This window comes from Gardnerella vaginalis (assembly GCF_001563665.1).
Taxonomy (GTDB): Bacteria; Actinomycetota; Actinomycetes; order Actinomycetales; family Bifidobacteriaceae; genus Bifidobacterium; species Bifidobacterium vaginale_A.
In genome coordinates this window covers 45820-66033 of record NZ_KQ961867.1, presented here as the reverse complement: position 1 = coordinate 66033, position 20214 = coordinate 45820, and the positions used below count along the sequence as shown (strand labels likewise).

The 20214-nt window shown below is 37.5% G+C and carries 16 protein-coding genes; 3 read left to right on the top strand and 13 right to left on the bottom strand.

Features of this window, described 5'->3' with window-relative positions:
* Positions 1-335: 335 nt before the first annotated feature.
* Positions 336-764 carry a sterol carrier family protein gene (locus tag HMPREF3230_RS03815; protein WP_075523631.1) on the bottom strand — a complete coding sequence of 143 codons (429 nt, stop codon included), beginning with the start codon at positions 762-764 and terminating at the stop codon, positions 336-338.
* 218 nt (positions 765-982) lie between these two features.
* Here HMPREF3230_RS03815 and HMPREF3230_RS03810 point away from each other — a divergent pair, with 218 nt between their 5' ends.
* Positions 983-3466: a glycogen/starch/alpha-glucan phosphorylase gene (locus HMPREF3230_RS03810; protein WP_075523630.1), complete on the top strand. Its 2484-nt coding sequence runs from the start codon at positions 983-985 to the stop codon at positions 3464-3466.
* A 243-nt stretch (positions 3467-3709) separates the two neighbouring features.
* Here the strand turns inward: HMPREF3230_RS03810 and HMPREF3230_RS03805 are convergent, their stop codons facing one another.
* Positions 3710-3928 (bottom strand): hypothetical protein, encoded by a 219-nt coding sequence (locus tag HMPREF3230_RS03805; RefSeq protein WP_075523629.1) that lies wholly within the window; start codon positions 3926-3928, stop codon positions 3710-3712.
* 158 nt (positions 3929-4086) lie between these two features.
* Here HMPREF3230_RS03805 and HMPREF3230_RS03800 point away from each other — a divergent pair, with 158 nt between their 5' ends.
* Positions 4087-4794 carry a rhomboid family intramembrane serine protease gene (locus tag HMPREF3230_RS03800; protein ID WP_075523628.1) on the top strand — a complete coding sequence of 236 codons (708 nt, stop codon included), beginning with the start codon at positions 4087-4089 and terminating at the stop codon, positions 4792-4794.
* 472 nt (positions 4795-5266) lie between these two features.
* On the opposite strand, the gene HMPREF3230_RS03795 is transcribed toward HMPREF3230_RS03800, so the two are convergent.
* From HMPREF3230_RS03795 to HMPREF3230_RS03785, 3 genes are all read right to left on the bottom strand, one after another.
* Complete coding sequence (locus HMPREF3230_RS03795) at positions 5267-6928, bottom strand: PASTA domain-containing protein (RefSeq protein ID WP_075523627.1); 1662 nt, start codon at positions 6926-6928, stop codon at positions 5267-5269.
* 92 nt (positions 6929-7020) lie between these two features.
* The gene (locus HMPREF3230_RS03790; protein ID WP_075523626.1) at positions 7021-8133 is read right to left on the bottom strand and encodes a class E sortase; all 1113 of its coding nucleotides are present in this window, start codon (positions 8131-8133) and stop codon (positions 7021-7023) included.
* Positions 8130-8924 carry a DUF881 domain-containing protein gene (locus HMPREF3230_RS03785; protein WP_075523625.1) on the bottom strand — a complete coding sequence of 265 codons (795 nt, stop codon included), beginning with the start codon at positions 8922-8924 and terminating at the stop codon, positions 8130-8132. Before HMPREF3230_RS03785 ends, HMPREF3230_RS03790 begins: the two co-directional genes overlap by 4 nt.
* Positions 8925-8999: 75 nt before the next feature.
* Here HMPREF3230_RS03785 and crgA point away from each other — a divergent pair, with 75 nt between their 5' ends.
* Positions 9000-9413, top strand: coding sequence for a cell division protein CrgA (gene crgA, locus HMPREF3230_RS03780; protein ID WP_075523624.1), 414 nt, complete (start codon positions 9000-9002; stop codon positions 9411-9413).
* Positions 9414-9593: 180 nt separating this feature from the next.
* On the opposite strand, the gene HMPREF3230_RS03775 is transcribed toward crgA, so the two are convergent.
* The 8 genes from HMPREF3230_RS03775 to HMPREF3230_RS03740 all read right to left on the bottom strand — a co-directional run bounded on the left by HMPREF3230_RS03775 (position 9594) and on the right by HMPREF3230_RS03740 (position 20106).
* Positions 9594-10958 (bottom strand): THUMP-like domain-containing protein, encoded by a 1365-nt coding sequence (locus HMPREF3230_RS03775; RefSeq protein ID WP_075523623.1) that lies wholly within the window; start codon positions 10956-10958, stop codon positions 9594-9596.
* Positions 10959-11010: 52 nt separating this feature from the next.
* Positions 11011-13056 (bottom strand): Stk1 family PASTA domain-containing Ser/Thr kinase, encoded by a 2046-nt coding sequence (gene pknB, locus HMPREF3230_RS03770; RefSeq protein ID WP_075523622.1) that lies wholly within the window; start codon positions 13054-13056, stop codon positions 11011-11013.
* Positions 13053-14018 (bottom strand): serine/threonine-protein kinase, encoded by a 966-nt coding sequence (locus HMPREF3230_RS03765; RefSeq protein ID WP_075523621.1) that lies wholly within the window; start codon positions 14016-14018, stop codon positions 13053-13055. The genes pknB and HMPREF3230_RS03765 overlap by 4 nt, the downstream gene beginning before the upstream one ends.
* Positions 14015-15481 carry a peptidoglycan D,D-transpeptidase FtsI family protein gene (locus HMPREF3230_RS03760; protein ID WP_075523620.1) on the bottom strand — a complete coding sequence of 489 codons (1467 nt, stop codon included), beginning with the start codon at positions 15479-15481 and terminating at the stop codon, positions 14015-14017. Before HMPREF3230_RS03760 ends, HMPREF3230_RS03765 begins: the two co-directional genes overlap by 4 nt.
* Positions 15474-17063 (bottom strand): FtsW/RodA/SpoVE family cell cycle protein, encoded by a 1590-nt coding sequence (locus HMPREF3230_RS03755; protein ID WP_082266274.1) that lies wholly within the window; start codon positions 17061-17063, stop codon positions 15474-15476. The genes HMPREF3230_RS03760 and HMPREF3230_RS03755 overlap by 8 nt, the downstream gene beginning before the upstream one ends.
* Positions 17060-18688 (bottom strand): PP2C family protein-serine/threonine phosphatase, encoded by a 1629-nt coding sequence (locus tag HMPREF3230_RS03750; protein ID WP_075523682.1) that lies wholly within the window; start codon positions 18686-18688, stop codon positions 17060-17062. The genes HMPREF3230_RS03755 and HMPREF3230_RS03750 overlap by 4 nt, the downstream gene beginning before the upstream one ends.
* A 158-nt stretch (positions 18689-18846) precedes the next feature.
* Entirely contained in the window at positions 18847-19377 is a 531-nt protein-coding gene (locus HMPREF3230_RS03745; RefSeq protein WP_075523619.1) for an FHA domain-containing protein FhaB/FipA, read from the bottom strand.
* 27 nt (positions 19378-19404) lie between these two features.
* On the bottom strand, positions 19405-20106 hold the full coding sequence (locus HMPREF3230_RS03740; protein WP_075523618.1) for an FhaA domain-containing protein: 702 nt from the start codon (positions 20104-20106) through the stop codon (positions 19405-19407).
* Positions 20107-20214 lie beyond the last annotated feature (108 nt).

The following is a 20214-nucleotide window of genomic DNA, read 5'->3' as shown; positions in this document are numbered from 1 at the left end:
GCAAATATAAGTAGATTAAAATAATAAGTCGCTAATATTGCAAATTTGCAAATATTGCAAATAGCTTATGCAATTAAATTTTGAGGGTAAGTATGTAAACAGGGTTAATTCCCAATATACTTGCCCTCATTAAATATTTACGCTTACTAAATATTGACAGCTTACTAGATAGTGACAGCTTTACAGATATTTACACTTACTAAATATTTAATATTTACACTTACTGCTAAAGACATAAAGCTAATTACAAAAGACATAAACCTAATTACTTTTTGGATATATCACACGAAAAACTTGGGATATAGCACACAAAAACTTGAGATATAGTCCAAAACCTATATGCCAGTATCTAAAGGTAAAAAGTCGCTTAGATTATCTCGCTCTCCAACTGCACTTATATTCCCAAACTCTTTTTCATCTTCCCAAAAAGTTATGCCACAAGCTAAACGCAACCACACATCCGGATTAAGTTCAATAACATCTGGAGGAGTTAAATTATGCGGATCTGAGATAGGACCTTTCAGAATTTTCACAGCTCCCCACGGAGCTACTCTAACTTCTACAGATCCTCCCGGCACGTTATTTTCAAGAACATATAAAGAGTACCTAACTGCCATCGCTTCATCGTTTTTAGAAATTCCAATCGCATTGCTGTTAATAGATTGCAAATTTGAAGAAGTTTGCATATAAGACTTTGCTTTATCTTCCCATAATTTAAAGGATTTTTTGCCACGACTTATATCTTTTTCACGTATAACAGTCATATTTGAATTATCTCACTGAAAATTAAGTTTTAGCTAGTTTTATTGTGAATTATTCTTAGTAAGGGTTTGGGGTTGTGCTATCATCTGACAATGAAAACGTGTGCATTACCGTATTCCTTTGATTTTGTACTCATTCAAAGAGAGCACACTCAGATGCGGCGGCTATCAAAACCGAGCACACACTTTAGTAAATAAACAAACGGCACAAGGAGTCAAATATGACTAAACACGTCGCGCCGAAAGCCAAGACTACTGCGACGGCATTTGCCAAAGAAATTCAAGAGCATCTCAAGTACACTCAGGGTGTTACGCCAGAGCAGGCAACTACGGCAGATGTGTATGTTGCCGCATCGGTAGCAGTTCGTCGCCATTTGATGGACTCTTGGATGCAGACACAGCATGACATGGTTAATGGCAACACCAAGGCTGTAGGCTATTTAAGCGCTGAGTTCTTGATGGGTAAGCAACTTGAAAACGCTTTACTTAACGCTGGCCTTACAGATCAGTTCAACAAAGCTGTTACAAAGCTTGGATTCGATCCAAAGGCTGTTATCGATGCTGAGTATGAGCCAGGCTTAGGTAACGGCGGTTTGGGTCGTCTCGCAGCCTGCTTCATCGATTCACTCGCCTCTATTGGCGTTCCAGCATTCGGCTACGGCATCCAATATCGTTACGGCATCTTCAAGCAGCGCTTTGATGAAGAAGGCAAGCAGGTAGAAACACCTGATTATTGGCTGAACAATGAAGAGCCATGGGGTCACATTGATTATGGTCGTGACCAGCGAGTCAACTTCGGTGGTGAAGTTGTAGAAGAAAACGGCAAGCGCGTGTGGAAGCCAGCTTGGTCTGTTCGCGCAGTTCCAGTTGATTACATGGTTCCAGGATACAATTCTGGTCGCGTGAACACTCTTCGCTTGTGGACTGCTAAGTCTTACGATGAATTTGATTTGCTCACATTTAACAAGTCTGATTATTTAGACGCTGTTAAGCCACAAGTTGCAGCAGAAAATATTTCTAAGATTCTTTATCCAGAAGATTCAACTCCAGAAGGTAAAGCTTTGCGTCTTGAGCAGCAATACTTCTTCGTAGCTGCTTCTATTCACGATGCAATCCGCGTATTCTATCCAGGTCAAGATAAGCCGGATCTCACAACCTTCCCAAGCAAGATTAACTTCCAGCTTAACGATACTCACCCAGTTATTGGTATTCCAGAGCTTATGCGCGTTCTTATGGACGAGTACGACTACGATTGGAACACCGCTTGGGGTATTACCACAAAGACCTTCAACTACACTTGCCACACTTTGCTTCCAGAAGCTTTGGAAGTATGGCCAGCCAAGCTTATTGGCGAACTTTTGCCACGCCACCTTGAGATTATTCAGGGCATTAGCGAGCAATTCCGCAACGAGCTTCGCGGTAAGGGTGTTGCTGAAGATCAGGTTGAGCGCATGCGTATCGCTACAGACGCTGACGAAAATGGCGAAGGTGCTGTAGTTCGCATGGCTTACTTAGCAACCTATGGTGGCTCTTACGTCAACGGCGTTGCTGAACTTCACTCTGAGCTTTTGAAGGACGTCACTTTGAAGGACTTCTCTAGCGTTTATCCAGATAAGTTCAAGAACGTCACTAACGGCGTAACCCCTCGTCGTTTCGTGCGCTTGAGCAACCCACGTATGTCTGCTCTTATTACTGAGGGCTTGGGTACTGACGCATGGCAAGGCGATTTGGAACTTCTTGAAGGTTTGAAGCCATTGGCTGACGACAAGGCATTCGTTAAGAAGTTTGCTGAGGTAAAGAAGCAGAACAAGCTTGCCTTCGTTGATTTTGCAAAGCAAAAGTATGGCTTCGAAATCAACCCAGACACAATGTTCAACACCATCATCAAGCGTTTGCACGAATACAAGCGTCAGTCCATGAAGATCCTTCAGGTTATCTCCATGTATGCTGGAATTAAGAACGGCACAATCGATGTCGATAAGATGCTTCCACGCACCGTGTTCTTCGGCGCTAAGTCTGCTCCAGGCTATGCTATGGCAAAGCTCACAATTCAGCTCATCAATAATGTTGCTCGCGTTGTGAACAATGATCCAGCATGCAAGGGCAAGCTTGCTGTATTCTTCCCACCAAACTACAACATCGAGTTGGCTATGAACTTGATTCCTGCCACCGATTTGGATGAGCAGATTTCTCAAGCTGGTAAGGAAGCAAGCGGCACCGGTAACATGAAGTTCGCTTTGAATGGCGCTTTGACTGTTGGTACTCTCGATGGTGCAAACGTTGAGATTCGCGAGCGCGTTGGCGCTGAGAACTTCTTCCTCTTCGGCATGACCGTTGAAGAAGTTGATAAGCTCTACGCTGAAGGCTACGATCACGGCGGATCCCGCAAGTACTACGAGTCTGATCCTCGCTTGAAGACTGCTGTTGACATGGTTGCTGACGGCACCTTCTCCAATGGCGACAAGAGCGTGTATGAGCCACTCGTCAATGATTGGCTTACACACGATTACTTCATGGCAATGGCTGACTTCAGCTCTTACATGGATATTCAGGCTCAGATTGAGGAAACTTACCGCGATCCAATGAAGTGGGCTCGTATGGCTGTGTTGAACGTAGCCAACTCTGGTTACTTCTCTTCTGACCGCTCTATCGAAGATTACCTCGATCGCATCTGGCATACTGGAGCTCTTCCAACAGCTGAGTAAGTGCATATAGCGCTGTAACTCAGATTTATTGAGCTACTAGAAAACTACTAGATAACTTAAGGGCAGTGGAATTTAATATTCTGCTGCCCTTTTGTGAATTTTGAAACGTTATATGTTTTATATAAGTTTATAAGTTTATAAGTTTTAAGTGTCGAAATATTTAAGTTTTTATTATGCACAAACAAATAACGGTAGACATCCACTGACATCTACCGTTATCTTATATTTCATACGATATTGAATTTACTCTTCAGTAGCAGCTTCTTCACTTGTTGTTTCTGAAGCTACTTTCTTAGGTGAAGTACCTAAATCAATTGGCGAAGAGCTATTCTCCCATGGCTCTTCCCAAGGATCATAATCAGGATTATGACGCTTATAAACATAATATGCGGCAACACCTGCGAGCAGTGCTCCGAAGAGCAGTGCAAAGAACTTCCAACCGCCAGAGGATTTGTTCTCCATGATGACTCCTTCCGGTTTATGCTGACCTGCTCGTCCAAGTCAACGATTTCTACCACGATTTTTCGCTTATGTCTAATAATAGTAACTTTCCGTGACACTAGTATAAATTTTTCAATATTTTTTTACATTTGTGCAGTCAACTAGTTAATGTTTATTTTATGGGCAATTTCTCTGTTAAAAATTTATTAAAAAAATTAAAAGCTGATAGCAAAAGTACAACATACATGCTTATTTACGCATGTGTCTTAGTGTGGGCAATTGAAATTATTTTATACGTTTTTTCGAAAGATTCTTATCAATTATTTATAGAAAACACTGCTTTCGTGCCTTCACTCGCTTTCAAAACGAGCTGGACTTGGTTCACTTCTATGTTCGTTCATTCCATTTCTATAGAACACATATTTTTCAATATGCTTTGCTTATATTCTCTAGGCTTGGAGCTTGAGAGATTTTTTGGTAGATTAAAGTTCTTTTTCTTATACGCTTTATGCGGATTAGGCGGCAGCGCAGCAACGATTTTATATTGTTCCATTACCAACGACTGGAATATGGCAGCTTACGGCGCTTCAGGGGCGATTATGGGGCTTATAGGAGCACTTCTAGTTGCACAATGGAAGTTAGGTCAGAATATTAAAGGAACGCTTATTTGGATTGCTATTACTTTAGCTTTACCTATTATTATTCCTCGCATTGCATGGCAAGCACATCTTGGAGGACTTGTTGTTGGAATTGTTTTATCAATGCTTTTAGTAACACATAATCCTATTTTGAAAAATTGTTCTTTTAATAAACGATTCACTATTTATTCTTCAGCATTGCTAATTATTCTGTTGGCAATATCTATGTTGTGCTTATTTGTTTTTTAATTCGATATCAAACAAATTACACGCATGTAGTTTTCCACAGATGTGCACAAAAATGTGGATAACTTGGGCATAAGTTGGGTATAAATCCACAAAATGCCCAAAAGTTATCCACAAAGTTATGCACAAACGTTGATAACTAGCACTTTTTAGCGCTGTGCGCATGTGGATAAAAAGTTATCCACATTTTAACGAATTGGTGGATTACTTTTTATAGCGCTCTAGAATACGCTCAGCTACAGTTAAAAATATCCCCCAAAATAATAAAAATATCCAAAAATAGCCAAGAAACAACAAAAATAAAAGCAGCGTTACAGCCCAAAGCGGGTTATTTCGAGTTATTTAGAGGCATTTGAGCCATTTCCCAAAAGCACAATAAACCTAAAATATAAAAAGCGCGCCACGAGAACCACTTAACTCACATAAAGATGAGCATATGACAAACGCAGCGCGCTTTTCAGTGAATTTTAAACTACTAATTTTCTATAGGCAATTTGCTCATATCAAAAGGCTTTTCAACCAAATAGTAAGCATTGTCGTCATCTGGAGCTGGAGCAAACTTCACAGGCTTACTTTCTCTAGTTGGAATAAATGGATTAGGCATACTATATACATCCTTCGGAGGAATATTTATTTGAGTTTTCTTATATAACTTAGGATCTCTTCGTAGAATAAACGGTCTATTCATATCCGGCTCATGTTTGCCAACACCTTGGAAATAACCGTCAGCTTCCAATTTCTTCAAATCCGCTCCAACAGGAAAAATCACATAAAAATCAGCCATTCTAAAACTCATTTTATGGTTATATTCTGGATTCTTTTTATTTTCTTCCTCGTTCTCGTAATTTTTGTCAATCTTTCCACCAACGCAAGAATAGCCAGTAATTGAATCAAACATAGAATTACCACAGAATTCTTCAAATCCGCCTCGATAAAGCTCTACAGCTCCAGTATCTCCGAATATGAGATGATTCTTCATCCAACTCTTTTCTCCAAGAGCAGGATTCAAATCACAGCCCATAAACGTCTGATTTGTAACACACATATTCAATTCATTATTTAGGCCAAGACCTTCAAAACTAGCAACATTATCTGCTTTACGTAAATTCAAATAATCTCGTTCATGAGAACCATGCAATTCAACCATTTTAAAATTAGTTCCCGGATACTTAATTTTTGAAACAAAATCAAGACAATCACCTGAATTGGTACACCACAAACCATCAAAAGGATCAGGATTCTCAGCCAAATATACTGTGCTGCCGTCAAAATCTTTGTCCTCACGTATAAACATTTTCTTATCAACACCTGCGCCAAAATAAAGCGTAACAGTGTCACTATTAGTTTGTGAGCCAAGAGAAGGATTTGAGCCTATAATCTTACCAATATTTTTACGAGAAGATAATTTTGGAACTAAAGATATATTCTTAAATCCATATTTACTCAATATATCTTTTGCTTTATTAGAATCCATTCCATATAAATCTGCTGGAACTCCCCTACCCTCTGAGCCAACCAACACGTTTATAACACGTTCTGAATGCTCGATAATTGGGTTTCCCGGCATTGGATAAGATCCAACGATTTTACCTGGTTTTGTAGCAATAGCTTTATGAACTTTTACAGGAACTTTCATACTCTTTAAGACTTTTAAAGCTTTATTTAAAGACATTTTATTAACGCCTTCAGGCACACCAGGTCCAAGAGATTCAACTACTGTAACTTTGCGCGAACGATCTACTTTTTCGCCCTCTTTTACTCCTTTTACTTCAACAAGATCGCCTTTTTTAAGAGGAGAAACTTTTTTAACTACCTTTACAGGAAGACCATATGACGATAACTTATCCGCCATTTCTTTCGCGCTATCAGCTTTTAGGGCAGGAATCACAGATTTTTGGAAAACTACATACGCAACTGCGCAAACTATAAGTGCTACTACAACAATTCCTATAACAATAAATTTCCATATTCCAAATGGTTTACGCTTTTTTGAATTATCAGAATTATTTTGTACATTATCAGAATTATTTTGTGAATCTAAATTTTCATTAACACTATCTTCAATTGCAACGCCGCAATTATCACAGAATTTACTATTTTCTTCTAGCTTAGATCCGCAATTATCACAGAAATTCATCTTTTCTCTCTTCTAAAAAAACAATAATTAAACAAATACGCATTGACTATGTAACTTTAATCATAGCCAATGCGTTAAATACATTAAATTTTTTAAATTGGAGTGTAATTAGACATTCTCTGCAAGAATGGTATATTTGCTGAAAGCCACGGGAATATCCATTGCATCAAAATCATTATAATAAGCAAATAGAGCAGAACTTGAAGCACTAAACGAATAAATAAGATTCCAGGCTGAAGCCTAGCTATGCCTCCAAAAATACTAGCATCAGGCTTTTTAACAACTCCTTCACGAATCTTTTTGCGCAAAGGCCAACGCCAAGCAGCAGCGCCTGCTATAAAAACAATCACATATAACACAGAAACAACAATCATTGGATTAACCAATGAATCGAGATGAGAAATAAGAGATTGCTGCTCATTGTTTATAAAACGGACATGGCCACTTTCATCAACTGTTGAAAGCTCTTTAGGTATACCGTCAGAAACCTTAGCCCAATAATCAAATTCTCCATAACTAATCCAACGGTAAATCGGTGTTGCATACTTTGGCTCACACGTTGTGAGAGTAATCATACGCTTGACTGGCTCTTTATCTGGATTTTCAGGATTCGGAGCAATAACCTCAGTGTGATCAGGAGTTACAATTTTATGAGTAGTATACCTATACACAAACCAATAATTTTTTGTACGTATTATTATTGGATCTCCTGGAACAAGTTTATCGACATCAATCAATGCTTGTCCGTAACCCTCACGGTGACCAGCAACAGCAAAATTGCCAATTTGACCAGGCAATTGAGTGCCCTCATAATGGCCTAAGCCCAATCTATTAAGAATCTGAACAGTTGATCCTTCAATAATATTTCGTTCCCACTGATTTCCAAATCTAGGAACATACGCGCGAGCAAGCAATTCGCCTACTTTGACTTTTCCTTCTACAGGAGGCTCACCAGATTGGCGCATTGCAATTTTCGTATTATTCCCTTTATTAGGGTTAGTCCAAGAAACTGATGTACGCACAGCAACTTGAGCGTGTTCAGCTTGCACTCCAGTCCACCATAATTGCCAAACAATATAAAGTATGCAAATTACAGCAAAAGCAATTAGAAGTTCTCCTAATACGTTTATGGCTTGCCAGAAAAATCCTGTGCTTTTCTGAACTTTAGCCTGAGGATTTTCTTCATCAGTGCGATAGTGCTTCATGCCACCCCTTTATTGCTATGAGAATGATGCTGTGAACCAAAAGTATCCATATTCGTTCCGCGTGGAACTCGTGCATACCTAAGCGGTTGCAGCAAAGCAGAAGATTCAGAGAAATGCAAATTCTCCTTTTTTTCTACTTTCCACCCTAATCCAAAAGCATTTACGTAGTCCTTATATGTAAGAATTGCCGGAGAATTATCCAACGCTTCTAACATATCTTCAGTAGAACCAATAGCAGATATTTTATATGGTGGTGAGTACTGATGACCCTGCAACATTAGAACATTTCCAATGCAAATAACAGCGGAATTAAATAAAACTCGCTGTCCTTGAATTGTCATTGCTTCAGCACCACCACGCCATAAAGCATTCACAACTGCTTCAATATCTTGTTGGTGTATTACGTAATCATTTATATTTGGAGAACTTCCAGATCCATTCACTGTTGATTTCCATAAAGGCGAATCATTAAGAGTAACAGTAATACCAGGACCTTGTATTTCAGGCAATACAGTGCTGCTTATATTTGAATTAGAAGGATTATTTTCATTATTATTATCTAACGTCTTATTTAAAAGAGTGACCTTCGAATCTAATTTTTTAACTTCTTCTCTAAGTTCTTTCGCTCGTTGAGAATTTCGCTCAACCATTTGACTAGTATCTGAAGTTACAAAGGCTGTGCGATTCACTCGTTGATTTGTGACGAATAAGAAACCCGTTAATGCAAGAGCAATAGCAACGCTGCTTAGCAAGTGTTTTTTTGCTATATGTTTTCCTGTTTGCTTTGACATAATGACTTGTTTCTTTCTGCGTTCGAGTGTAACTATTATTATAGCGTGTAGCCTATTGATTGGAGAGTTACAGTTATGGCTGACGAAAAATTAGATACGTTAAACACGACTGCAGCTAACGACGCTGCCGTAGCAAGCGATAATAGTGATGAGGAATCTCATGACGATTTTTATGGCGTCCCTATGGATAAGGTAGAAGCAGTATTAAATACTACTGCAGATAAATCTACTTTGACTCCACAGATGCAACGTATGATGCAGCGCCAAGCTGAAAATACGCGCCGCGTTGAAGAGAGCATTAAAGGTACTAAAGCTAACGCAGGCTGGTTTGTGCCTCTTTTCTGCAGCTTAATGATAATTGGATTATTGTGGGCAGTTATTTTTTACTTGACTGCATCTTATCCAATTCCTGGTATTGGCGCTTGGAACCTGCTTATTGCTGGAGTTATTGCACTTGCAGGATTCTTCATGATGATGCATTGGCACTGATACTTAAATAAGCACTGATACTTAAATAACTATTTATGTTATTTCATAGATAGTTTTAGCGTTGAAGTATTTCTCTTATAAATTTATGAGATTGCTTCAACGCTATATTTTTATATTTAGAAATATTTCTTATTTCTTTGTTATTTGTTATTGATTTCTTTGTTATTTATTTCTTATTTCTTATTTTTCTGGTTTTGCAAAAATTAAAATATGATTATTTTGCGAATCAGTTGTTGCAATAATACGCATTTGCATACCATCTTTAATTCGTAATTTCTTACGCAAAGAGTCTACAGACATAGGGAAATTACGTACTACAATACTCGCATGAGTTATTCCATTTAAAGCTTGCTTTAAATCAAGTTTATTCATAGTACAAATATTTGTAACAGCTAACATTTTCCCAGGAAATTGTTTTACAGGATTTTTAGAAACAAAAACATGACTATTTTGTGCTATTTGATTAACTGAATACATATGCGTTAAAAGTTCAAAACATCCAGATTTCATAATAGATGCATTTGGCTCATAAACGTAATTTGCGTATTCTTTTAAAAAGTTTTTTGATTTTCCCACACAAGTTGGAATTGACGATTCAACAGCAGAAAGACCGAACTCGCTAGTTTCAGATTCACTAGCAGATTCACAATCAGATTCACTCGCATCAATTGAATCGTCTAAGAAAACTTCTATGCGAGCAGACTTTAAATCATATTTCGCGCAAAAAATAGTGTGCTGATCATCATTCACACAATGAACACGAATATTAGTATGTATATTATTATCTAAAACAACAAGTAATTCTTTACATTCATTATTGCAAGAAACAATATGAACTTGCGAAACGTTACCTTCAAAATCAGATATAGTCTTACGCCAATCTAACATTGGAGAAAGTTTAACTATAACAAAATCAGATACATCAAGTAATTTATGTTTTAGTAACAATACATTTGGCGTACAATCCTCAATAGCATAAGTTCGAGAACCATGCGAATCACGTCTTGCAGGGTCTATATAAATCATAGTTGCTTTATGAATCGCATTAAGAGCAATAACACTATCTTCATTAAAGCAATGCACAATATTTTTGCACATAACACTAATATTATGTTGAGCAATACTAGCTAATTCACTCTGTTGTTCAATATAAATAGATTCATCAAACAACTGAGAAAGTATAGTGAAATCTACTCCAAATCCTCCAGTTAAATCCACAAACGTTGAATGATTTTCTGGTATTGATTTAAGTAATTCTCTAGTTAAAGATTTCTTATATTCTGCAGTAAATTGTGACGAACATTGCTCTAAAGAAAGATGAACTGGATATATCACATTTTCTAAAGACGCCCATAGCGGCAGCTTTTCTGATGCGATTTTCCGCCCTGCGATTTGATTAACAGCAAAAACAGTATCTACTTTAGAATTTTTCGATGCTTTCAGAGCAGCCACATCAGAAGGCAAGCTCAAATTATCCTCAATAAATTTAAGCGTCTGAGGATTAGTTTGAACTACTTTTTGAGGTTTCTTTAACTCTAAAAACATAATTTATTCTTGCGTAAATATCTCCTTTAAGTTTTACTCAAATTCGCACAATCTAATTTCCATTGCCAGAAGGCGTTTGAGATCCGGAATGATTTCCGTTCGGATCAGTAGGCGTAGTTGAAGCAGACGGAGTAGTAGTAAGAGTAATCTGAGAACCCTTTTCTAGCTTAGTTCCTTCAGCTACAGACATTTCAGTAACAATGTCATCATCAGTCGCACCGGCACTTAAAATAACCTTAAATCCTCTAGATCCAAGAATCATCTTTGCCTGTTTAACTGTAGTTGTTCCAAACGCAATATGAGGAACTTCAACTTTTGAACTTCCTGAAGAAACATACAACTTAATAGAACTATGCGGCTCTACAACGCTACCAGAAGAAGGATCTAAACGTATTACTGAACCTTCAGGAACAGAATCTGATTCCTCAGTTGTAGTGTCTGTGCTAAAACCAAGACTCTGCAATTGGCTAATAACACTATCTTTAGGATGACCAACCATATTGTCAGGAACTTTAGTCATTCCAGAAGAAATATAAAGTGTTATAGAAGAACCTTTATCTGCAAACGATCCTCCAACTGGATCAGTTCGAGTTACATGATTCTTCTTAACATCAGAACTATCTTCCACACAAACACTAGATACCTTAAATCCTGCTTTAGTCAATGCTTTACGAGCATCTTCTTGACTTTCATTAGTTACATCAGGAATCTTAGTAGATTGCGGACCAACAGAGAACCAAAGAATTACCTTCGAGCCAACAGCAACACGCTCCCCTCCTTTAGGAGATTGCTTTGTAAGAGTTCCTTCAGGCTGAATAGACTTAGTATCTTCACGAATATCTGCTATCAAGCCAAGCGCACGAAGTTTTTCTCTAGCAGCATCTTGAGTAGTAGATTCTCTAAAAGTAGGAACAGTAACTTCTCCAGTATTACGCCCCTGTATGAGCACAATTACCAAACCGAGTATAACTGCAAGAGCTACAAACACGCCGATTATAGAGCCAAGCACTACCTTCTTTCTATGCTTAGCTTGAACGGCTGCACGCTGAGCTGCTCTAGTAGTAAATGTTCCTGTATTATTTGAATCCTCTCCATATTGTTCTATAGGATTAAAACTCTGAGTTGATGCTGTGTCTATTGCACTCATGGTTTGAGTAGCAGACATTTCCGCTTGCTTACGAGATTTTATATTCGCGAGATCTGTTAGCGGATTAAATGCTGCTGCAGCGGGCACACCACCATTCATGAAAGCAAGAATATCATTCTTAAATTCTGCAGCAGTAGCATAACGATTTTGACGATCTTTAGCCATTGCCTTAGCGCAAATTTTATCCCACATAACAGGTAAACCTGGCACTAAGGTACTAACAGGTGTTGCAACTTCAGAAACATGCTGGTAAGCGATTGCAACAGCAGAATCGCCTATAAAAGGCGGCCTTCCAGTGAGCATCTCATATAACACGCATCCTGCTGAATACAAGTCAGATCGCATATCAACTTGCTCTCCGCGAGCTTGTTCAGGAGATAAATATTGTGCAGTACCAACAACACCTTGAGATTGCGTCATAGTAGTTGCAGAATCATCTAGAACACGAGCAATGCCAAAGTCCATGACTTTAACAATCCCTTGTTCGGAAATCATTATATTTCCAGGCTTAATATCCCTATGAATAATTCCCATTCTATGAGAATATTCTAAAGCATTTAGAACGCCCAACATGATTTGCTCAGAATCACGTTGGCTCAACGCTCCATTCATTTTAAGAATATCTCGAAGTGTTTTTCCTTTTACATATTCCATTACTAAATATGGCAAACATTCTTCAACGCCATTATCGGTTACAACTGACTCTTCTCCAGAATCATAAATATTCACAATATTTGGATTGTTCATTTGAGCAATAGAATGTGCTTCTCTTCTAAATCTAGATAAGAAAATCTCATCTGTAGCTAAATCAGAACGCATTATCTTTACAGCAACAGTTCTACCCAGCCTACTATCTTGCGCTATTCTAACTTCAGCCATACCGCCGCGACCAATGAGTTCTCCTAATTGATATCGGCCATTCGCCAATGAAGTTGGCATTGTACTACTCATTGCTGCTCCTTGCGATTATTGGTATCAAAAATATCGATTATATTTATTTTTGTTTGAGGTAAACTTTTTATTCGACGGGGCGGTCTTGAATTCTGCGAATTAAGCACCGACGTTTTATCTTCAAAAGACGTCTGTTGATCTAACAATCTTCGTTCAATTTTAGAAAGAACTTTTGCAACTATAAGAGCGTCTTGAGGACGATCTTTAGGATCTTTTGAAAGCATTGACATTACAAATTGTCTTAATTGCAAATCAATAGTTTCAGGTAAAGGCGGTACAGGATCATTTACATGTGCAGCTGCAATATCAACTGGAGTAGCTCCAGTAAAAGGCCTATGGCCACACAATCCTTCGTAAGCTACAACTCCAAGAGAATAAATGTCTGACTGAGCAGTAGCTTGTTCACCTTGTGCTTGTTCAGGGGAAATATATTGTGCAGTACCAACAACCATTCCGTCTTGGGTTATTTGTTCTTGATCATTAGAATAAGAAACACCAAAATCAGTGATTTTCACACTACCAGTTTTAGAAACCATAATATTTGCAGGTTTAACATCTCTATGAATAACTCCATGCGAATGAGCTATAAAAAGTCCTCTAGCAGTCTGAATAAGAATTGGCAACAATCTAGTTGGCTCAACAACTTTTTCTTTACGATACAAATCAGCAAGAGATTTACTTGGAACGTATTCCATAATAAGGAATCCAATTCCATCATGCTCATAATAATCAAATAGAGCAGCAATATTAGGATGCGCAAGATTAGCAGAGTTATGAGCTTCAGCGCGTAAACGTCTTAATTTAGCTTCAACATTAGAAGTATCTGTTCTTAAAGCTTTAATAGCAACAACACGACCAAGTTGTATATCAAAGCCTTTCCAAACTTCTCCCATGCCACCTTGTGCTAAGCGATGATCAAGGCGATACCTATGATGAACTAATTGTCCTTCTATAAGTTTCATTTCGTAAGCGCCTCCTTCATCACCTTTTGCATAATTGGTCCTGCTGTTACAGTTCCAAATGAGTGAGAATTATGAATAACAACTGCTATAGCTATTTTAGGGTCTTGAGCCGGAGCAAATCCAATAACCCAACCATTTAATGATTCTTTATGAACACCAATTTGAGCAGTACCTGTTTTTGACGCCACAGGAATATTTGGCAAAGATAAGTGAGGATTACCCTTAGTTACAACAGACTGCATCATATTTGTTAATTTTACAGCATTATCAGCACTCATAACTTCACTCATAACAGTTGGCTTTGTTTGAGAAAGAACCGATAAATCACTAGACCTTACACAATCCACTAACGTAGGTTTCATTAACACACCTTTATTCGCAATTGCAGACGCAACCATTGCAGCTTGCAAAGGTGTAACTACTACATCTCCTTGTCCAATTGACTCAATAGCTAACTTATCAGGCGTTGGCTTAATTGGTATCCTAGATGTTACTGCGCGCATAGGGAAACCAGTAGAATCTGAACCATCAACTGTAATAGAGCTGAAGAATCCAAATTTTTTAGCTTGTTGCGTTATAGCATCAGCACCTAAACTAACTCCAAGCTGAGCAAAAGCAGTATTAGATGAATAAGCTAAAGCATCTTCTAAAGAAATTTTCCCATCATTTCCATTTGCTTGATATACAACATTCATTAACGAGGTTTTAGTTCCAGGAAGAATATAACTTGAGCCAGCAGGAATAATACTGTCTGGCTGATATTTTCCAGACTCTAATGCAGCTGCTGCAACAACAGTTTTGAATATTGAACCAGGAGCATATAATTCAGATATTGCTCGATTAAGCATTGGATTATTAACATCTGAAGTCAACTTATTATAAGAACTATTAACTGAACCTATATTATGAAGAGCTAAATTACTCGGATCATAACTTGGAGTGCTTACCATTGCTCTAATCTTGCCAGTTTTAGGCTCTATCGCAACCAAAGCTCCATCTTTATCTTTAAGTAATTCGTAAGCTAGTTTTTGTAGTTTAGGATCTATTGAAGTTTCTATCGAAGCACCTTTATTTGCTACACCAGTAAATAACGACTTAAATTTTTGCCAGAACAAAGCATGAGAATCACCACTCAATAGCTCATTGCGTGAAGCTTCAATACCTCTATCTGCACGTTGACTGATAGAAAAATATCCAGTTATAGGAGCGTAAAGTGTTCCTTGAGTATAATATCTTTGATACGCAAAAGCATCTTTAGAAGGCTCTGATTTAGCCAAAATAGTTCCATCAGATGCCAATATTGAACCTCTAGGCGCTCCAAATTCGTTATATAAAGCACGCCTATTACGAGGATCTGAATTTAACGCGTTCGCTCTTATAGAAGTGATTGTCATACTTGATATTCCAAGAATAACAAACAAAATCACTACTGTAGCAAAAAGTTGCTTTAAGCATTTATTCATCACTATCACCCCTATTTGCAGAGTGATTGTTTATATTAAGAGATGGAACTACTAATTCAGGCCATAAGTCATCATCTAATTGCCTATTTTCATACAAATCCGAAGAACCAGAATCCGAATCCGAAGAATCAGAATCCGAATAAGATGAACTCTCATCGCTATCTAAATCATCATAATCTTCGTTTTCTTGTTCTCTATTTTGAGCAGCATCAGCACGCTCTTGTAATTCGCGCTCTCTTAACGCAGCTAAAGCTTCATATTGGAACGTATCAGACATCACAGCAGCTTCAGGCTTATTAGCAGCGTTAGAAATCACAACAAGAATTGCAACAAGAATATAATTAGCTACTAGCGAAGATCCTCCAGCAGCCATATAAGGCATTGTTAAACCAGTTAATGGAATAACTAATGTAATACCTCCAACAACAGTGAAAACTTGGAAAGCCATTGTAAAAACTAAGCCAGACGCTAATAATTTTCCAAATCCATCTTTAATTTTCATAGCTGTAATAATGCCAGAAGTAATAATTATCAAATAAAGCATCAATATAGCTAGTAATCCAGTAAGTCCTAATTCTTCTCCAACAGAAGCATAAATAAAATCTGAATTAGCTAAAGGAGTAAGAGAAGGATGTCCTTTACCTAAACCTGTACCCATTGTTCCACCAGATGCAAGTCCAAAAAGACCACTTACAATTTGAGCAGAACCTCCAGGGAACCTATTGTAAATTTGCGAATCAAATGGATGTAACCACGCATCAACTCTATATTGAACATGCGCAAATAGTTTTACAGCAGCAAAACATCCTATCATAAATGCTATTACGCCAATTGCAAGCCAACTTTTTCTTCCTGTTGACACATACAACATCGATACGAACATAGCAAAGAACATTAAGGAAGTTCCTAAATCGTGTTGAATAACTAACACGCCCATAGAAATTGCCCAAACTATAGCTATAGGTCCTGTATCTTTCAATCTAGGAAGATGAACTTTAAAAATCTTCATACCACCAACAGCAAGACGATCTCTGTGATTAAAAAGATACGCTGCAAAGAAGAACGATAAGAATAATTTCGCAAATTCACTAGGTTGAAGAGTATGTTGACCAAAACCAACCCAAATTCTCGCTCCACCGATTTCTTTTCCAAAACCAGGAATCATAGGAGATAAAAGAAGCACAATACCTATAACCATGCTTACATACGAGAATCTTCTTAAAATACGATAATCATCAATAAAAATCACTAATAAAATCGAAAGAACTAATGCAACACAAACCCATATTAGTTGTTTAAGCGCCACATGCGTACCAAGTTGCTTATCAATACGAGCTATCATCGCTGTACCAATAGCAGTCAAAATCAACATGCAAGGTAATATAACTTGACTTGCAAATGGCTTTTTAACTAATAAAACTCCCCATAGAATCAAGTAAAGAATCGCAACTAATAAAAGCATTGAAGCGAATTGAGTTGTTATATAGCCATCTATTCGCAAGAACATTTGAATGAATATAATGCTTGCGATCAACATTGAAAATACTAATAACGCTACTTGTCTAATACGAGTAAAAGTCATGAGTTGTGATCCTCCTGACTAGTACTGTCACTTTTATGATTATTATCTTTATCTGAATCGCCATCAGATTTTTGTGACTCTTGATTATTGGAAGAAGACTTACTGCCACTATTACTATCTGAATTATCTTTCTTATCTGAATCTTCAGAATTATTAGATTTAGTATTTTTACCGCTATCACGCAATTTTTCTATTTCTCTAGCGTGCATTTCACGACGAATTAAAGCAGCATGACCTCTAGCTTCAGAAAGACTACTAACAGTAATACCAGCTTTGAGTTGCTCTTGCCAAGATTTATCAAGATTACTTACAATTATGTCAGTTGATTCAACTTCATGAGATAAAGCTAAACCGAATATATTCGTTGGTACACCTTGATAAATAGCAACACGATTATTGTTGCTACCAACGTAATATTGCATTTGAGTCCAAGCATAAACTCCATATCCACATGCACATACAATAATTACAACAAATAGTGACGCTAAAGCGACTCCTATTCTAGTCCAACGTCGACGTAAATGATTTGCTTTATGCGCTTCGTCCTGTTCACGCTTTACAGCACGCGCAACATCAGGATCTCGAGGATCTGTGGAAATTTTCCCATTTTTCTTAGCAACAACAGGTATTTCATTAGTATCTGGAGTATACAAATCACTAGAATCTTCACGAATATGCGATGGCTGAACTAAACGAGTTGCCTGCTCAATATTAGAATTATCAGAAGATTGATCGCTATTTTGAGCTAAAGCTGCAGCTCTTTTAGCAGGCGAATTATCATCACGCAATGCGGGAGTAGAAGCAACAGCTTTATTAACAATATCTGCAATAGATTCCAAATCTAAACTAGCAGCTCCACCAATAAGAGGAGTTTGATGAGGTAAATCAAAAGCATCAGCATCTAAAGCCAAAGTAGCATCCGCAATAACAGCAGTAACATTATCAGTACTACCTGCACGAAGTGCCATAGAAACAAGTTTTTGGGCACATTCTTCCTGGTTAGAAATAGTGCTCATAACCTCTTGAATAGTAGAATCCTCTAAAACTCCACATAAACCATCTGAGCATAAAAGCCAACGATCAGAAGGATGCGCAACACGTATTGAAATATCTGGACGAGGATCAATATCAAAATCACCCAATACTCTCATAACAACATTTCTTTGAGGATGATTTCGAGCTTCTTCAGGAGTTATGTGACCCATATCAATCAAATGTTGAACATAACTATGATCTGAAGTTATTCTCATAAGATGATTATCTCTCAATAAGTATGCTCTAGAATCCCCCAAATGAGCTAAAACCCAATAACTACTTACAAGAGATAATGCAGTAACAGTTGTACCCATTCCTGCTAATTTACGTTCTCGCTTAGCTTTACCCACTATTGCATCGTGAGCTGCCATAATAGAAGTTTCCAACATATCAGAAACTTTTTTAACATCATTTGGGCGAGAATCTTGTTCTATATGAGCTAAAGATCTAATAGCAATAGTAGAAGCAGTATCTCCACCAGCATGACCACCCATACCATCGCAAATTGCAGCAAGATGTTCACCAGCAAATGCAGAATCTTGATTATTACTACGAACTGTACCAACATCACTTACAGCTGTAGCATACATGAATAAAGTCTTATCTATAGAAAAAGAATTATTATAATTTTCTGATTTAGCTTCTTTTATTTCATCAGATTTATTTTTAAATGAATCTTCGATATTTTTATAATCAGAATCATCTATATTATTATTGGTCATATTTGAATCAGAATGAGCCATATGTATCACCTCAATTCAAACATGGTCGCGCCAATACGCACAGAAGTCCTAGGCTTTAGTACAACTGGCTCTGTTACACGAGCATGACCAATCATAGTTCCATTAGTACTTCCCAAATCTTCAAGAACCCATGATTGAACACTATTGTTGAAATAAACACGAGCATGATGAGATGAAACAAATTCGTCATTTAATACAACAGTATTAGATGCAGATCTTCCTAATGTAACTCCAGACGCATTTAATGGGAATGAAGATCCTGCTAAAGGCCCGTCAATAATAACTAAAAGTGTAGGACCATTATTATGAGGTGACTTGTTATGCTGCTCATCATTTTGCGAAATATTGTTACGAACCTTATTATTAGACTCGGAAGCGTAATTAGAACGCTTATTTTTGTCCATCAACTTCTTTTTACGAGGACTAAAAATTTCAATATCCTTATGCAAAGACCGAATAGCACACCACACAAAAATCCAAAGTAAAGCTAATAAACCATACTTCAGTATTGCAAATGTAAGTTCAGTAAAAATCATGCGCGTGCTCGTCTCTTAGAAGTTCTCTTACTCCTGATCTTGCGAGGAAGCCCAATAGAGTATGCGAGTTCTACCAATGGTAATCGTATTGCCATCAACTAAAGTAGCTGCTGGAACTTGGTGACCTTCAACAAAAGTACCATTCGTAGAACCAAGATCCCTAGCAATCACACCATCTGGAGTTATATTGATATTAAGGTGACGGCGAGAAATACCAGGATCATCAATAACAATATCGCATCCAGATCCACGACCTAAAATAGTGTTATCTTTAGTCAACAAATACTGATTTCCATTGATTTCCAGCATAGGATGATTTTGAGATTGATCTTCTGTAGTAACAGGAACAGCATTACCTTGAACAGATTCAGAAGATAATTGGAAATTGCCTTTTGTTAATTCCAAATCTTCCTCAAAAATAACCACAACAGGGCCAACAAAAGCATAATGCTGACTTTTAGCATATTGAGTAAGATTATCGGCAAGTTCATTTGCCAATGCTTCACTTCCCCATTGCTCAATATGATCAAAATCAGGTGTACTCAACTTAAAACGATACTCATTAGGAGCAACCGTATGATCATGACCAATTGGCATGGCTTCAGAATCAATTTCTCGCTCCAAAGCACTAGAAAGATCTACAGGTTGTAAATCTTTAGAGCCAAATTTGGCGAAGACACCGTTCATTGCACCTTCAACGCTTTTCTCAAGTCGGTCAAGCACGCTCATTATAAACCCTTTCTATCTTTTCAACATAGTACTCGTCACCGGGTACGGTATTCAACATTCCATATTTTTATAATAATTTTTATAATAATTTTTAACTCTCAAAAACAA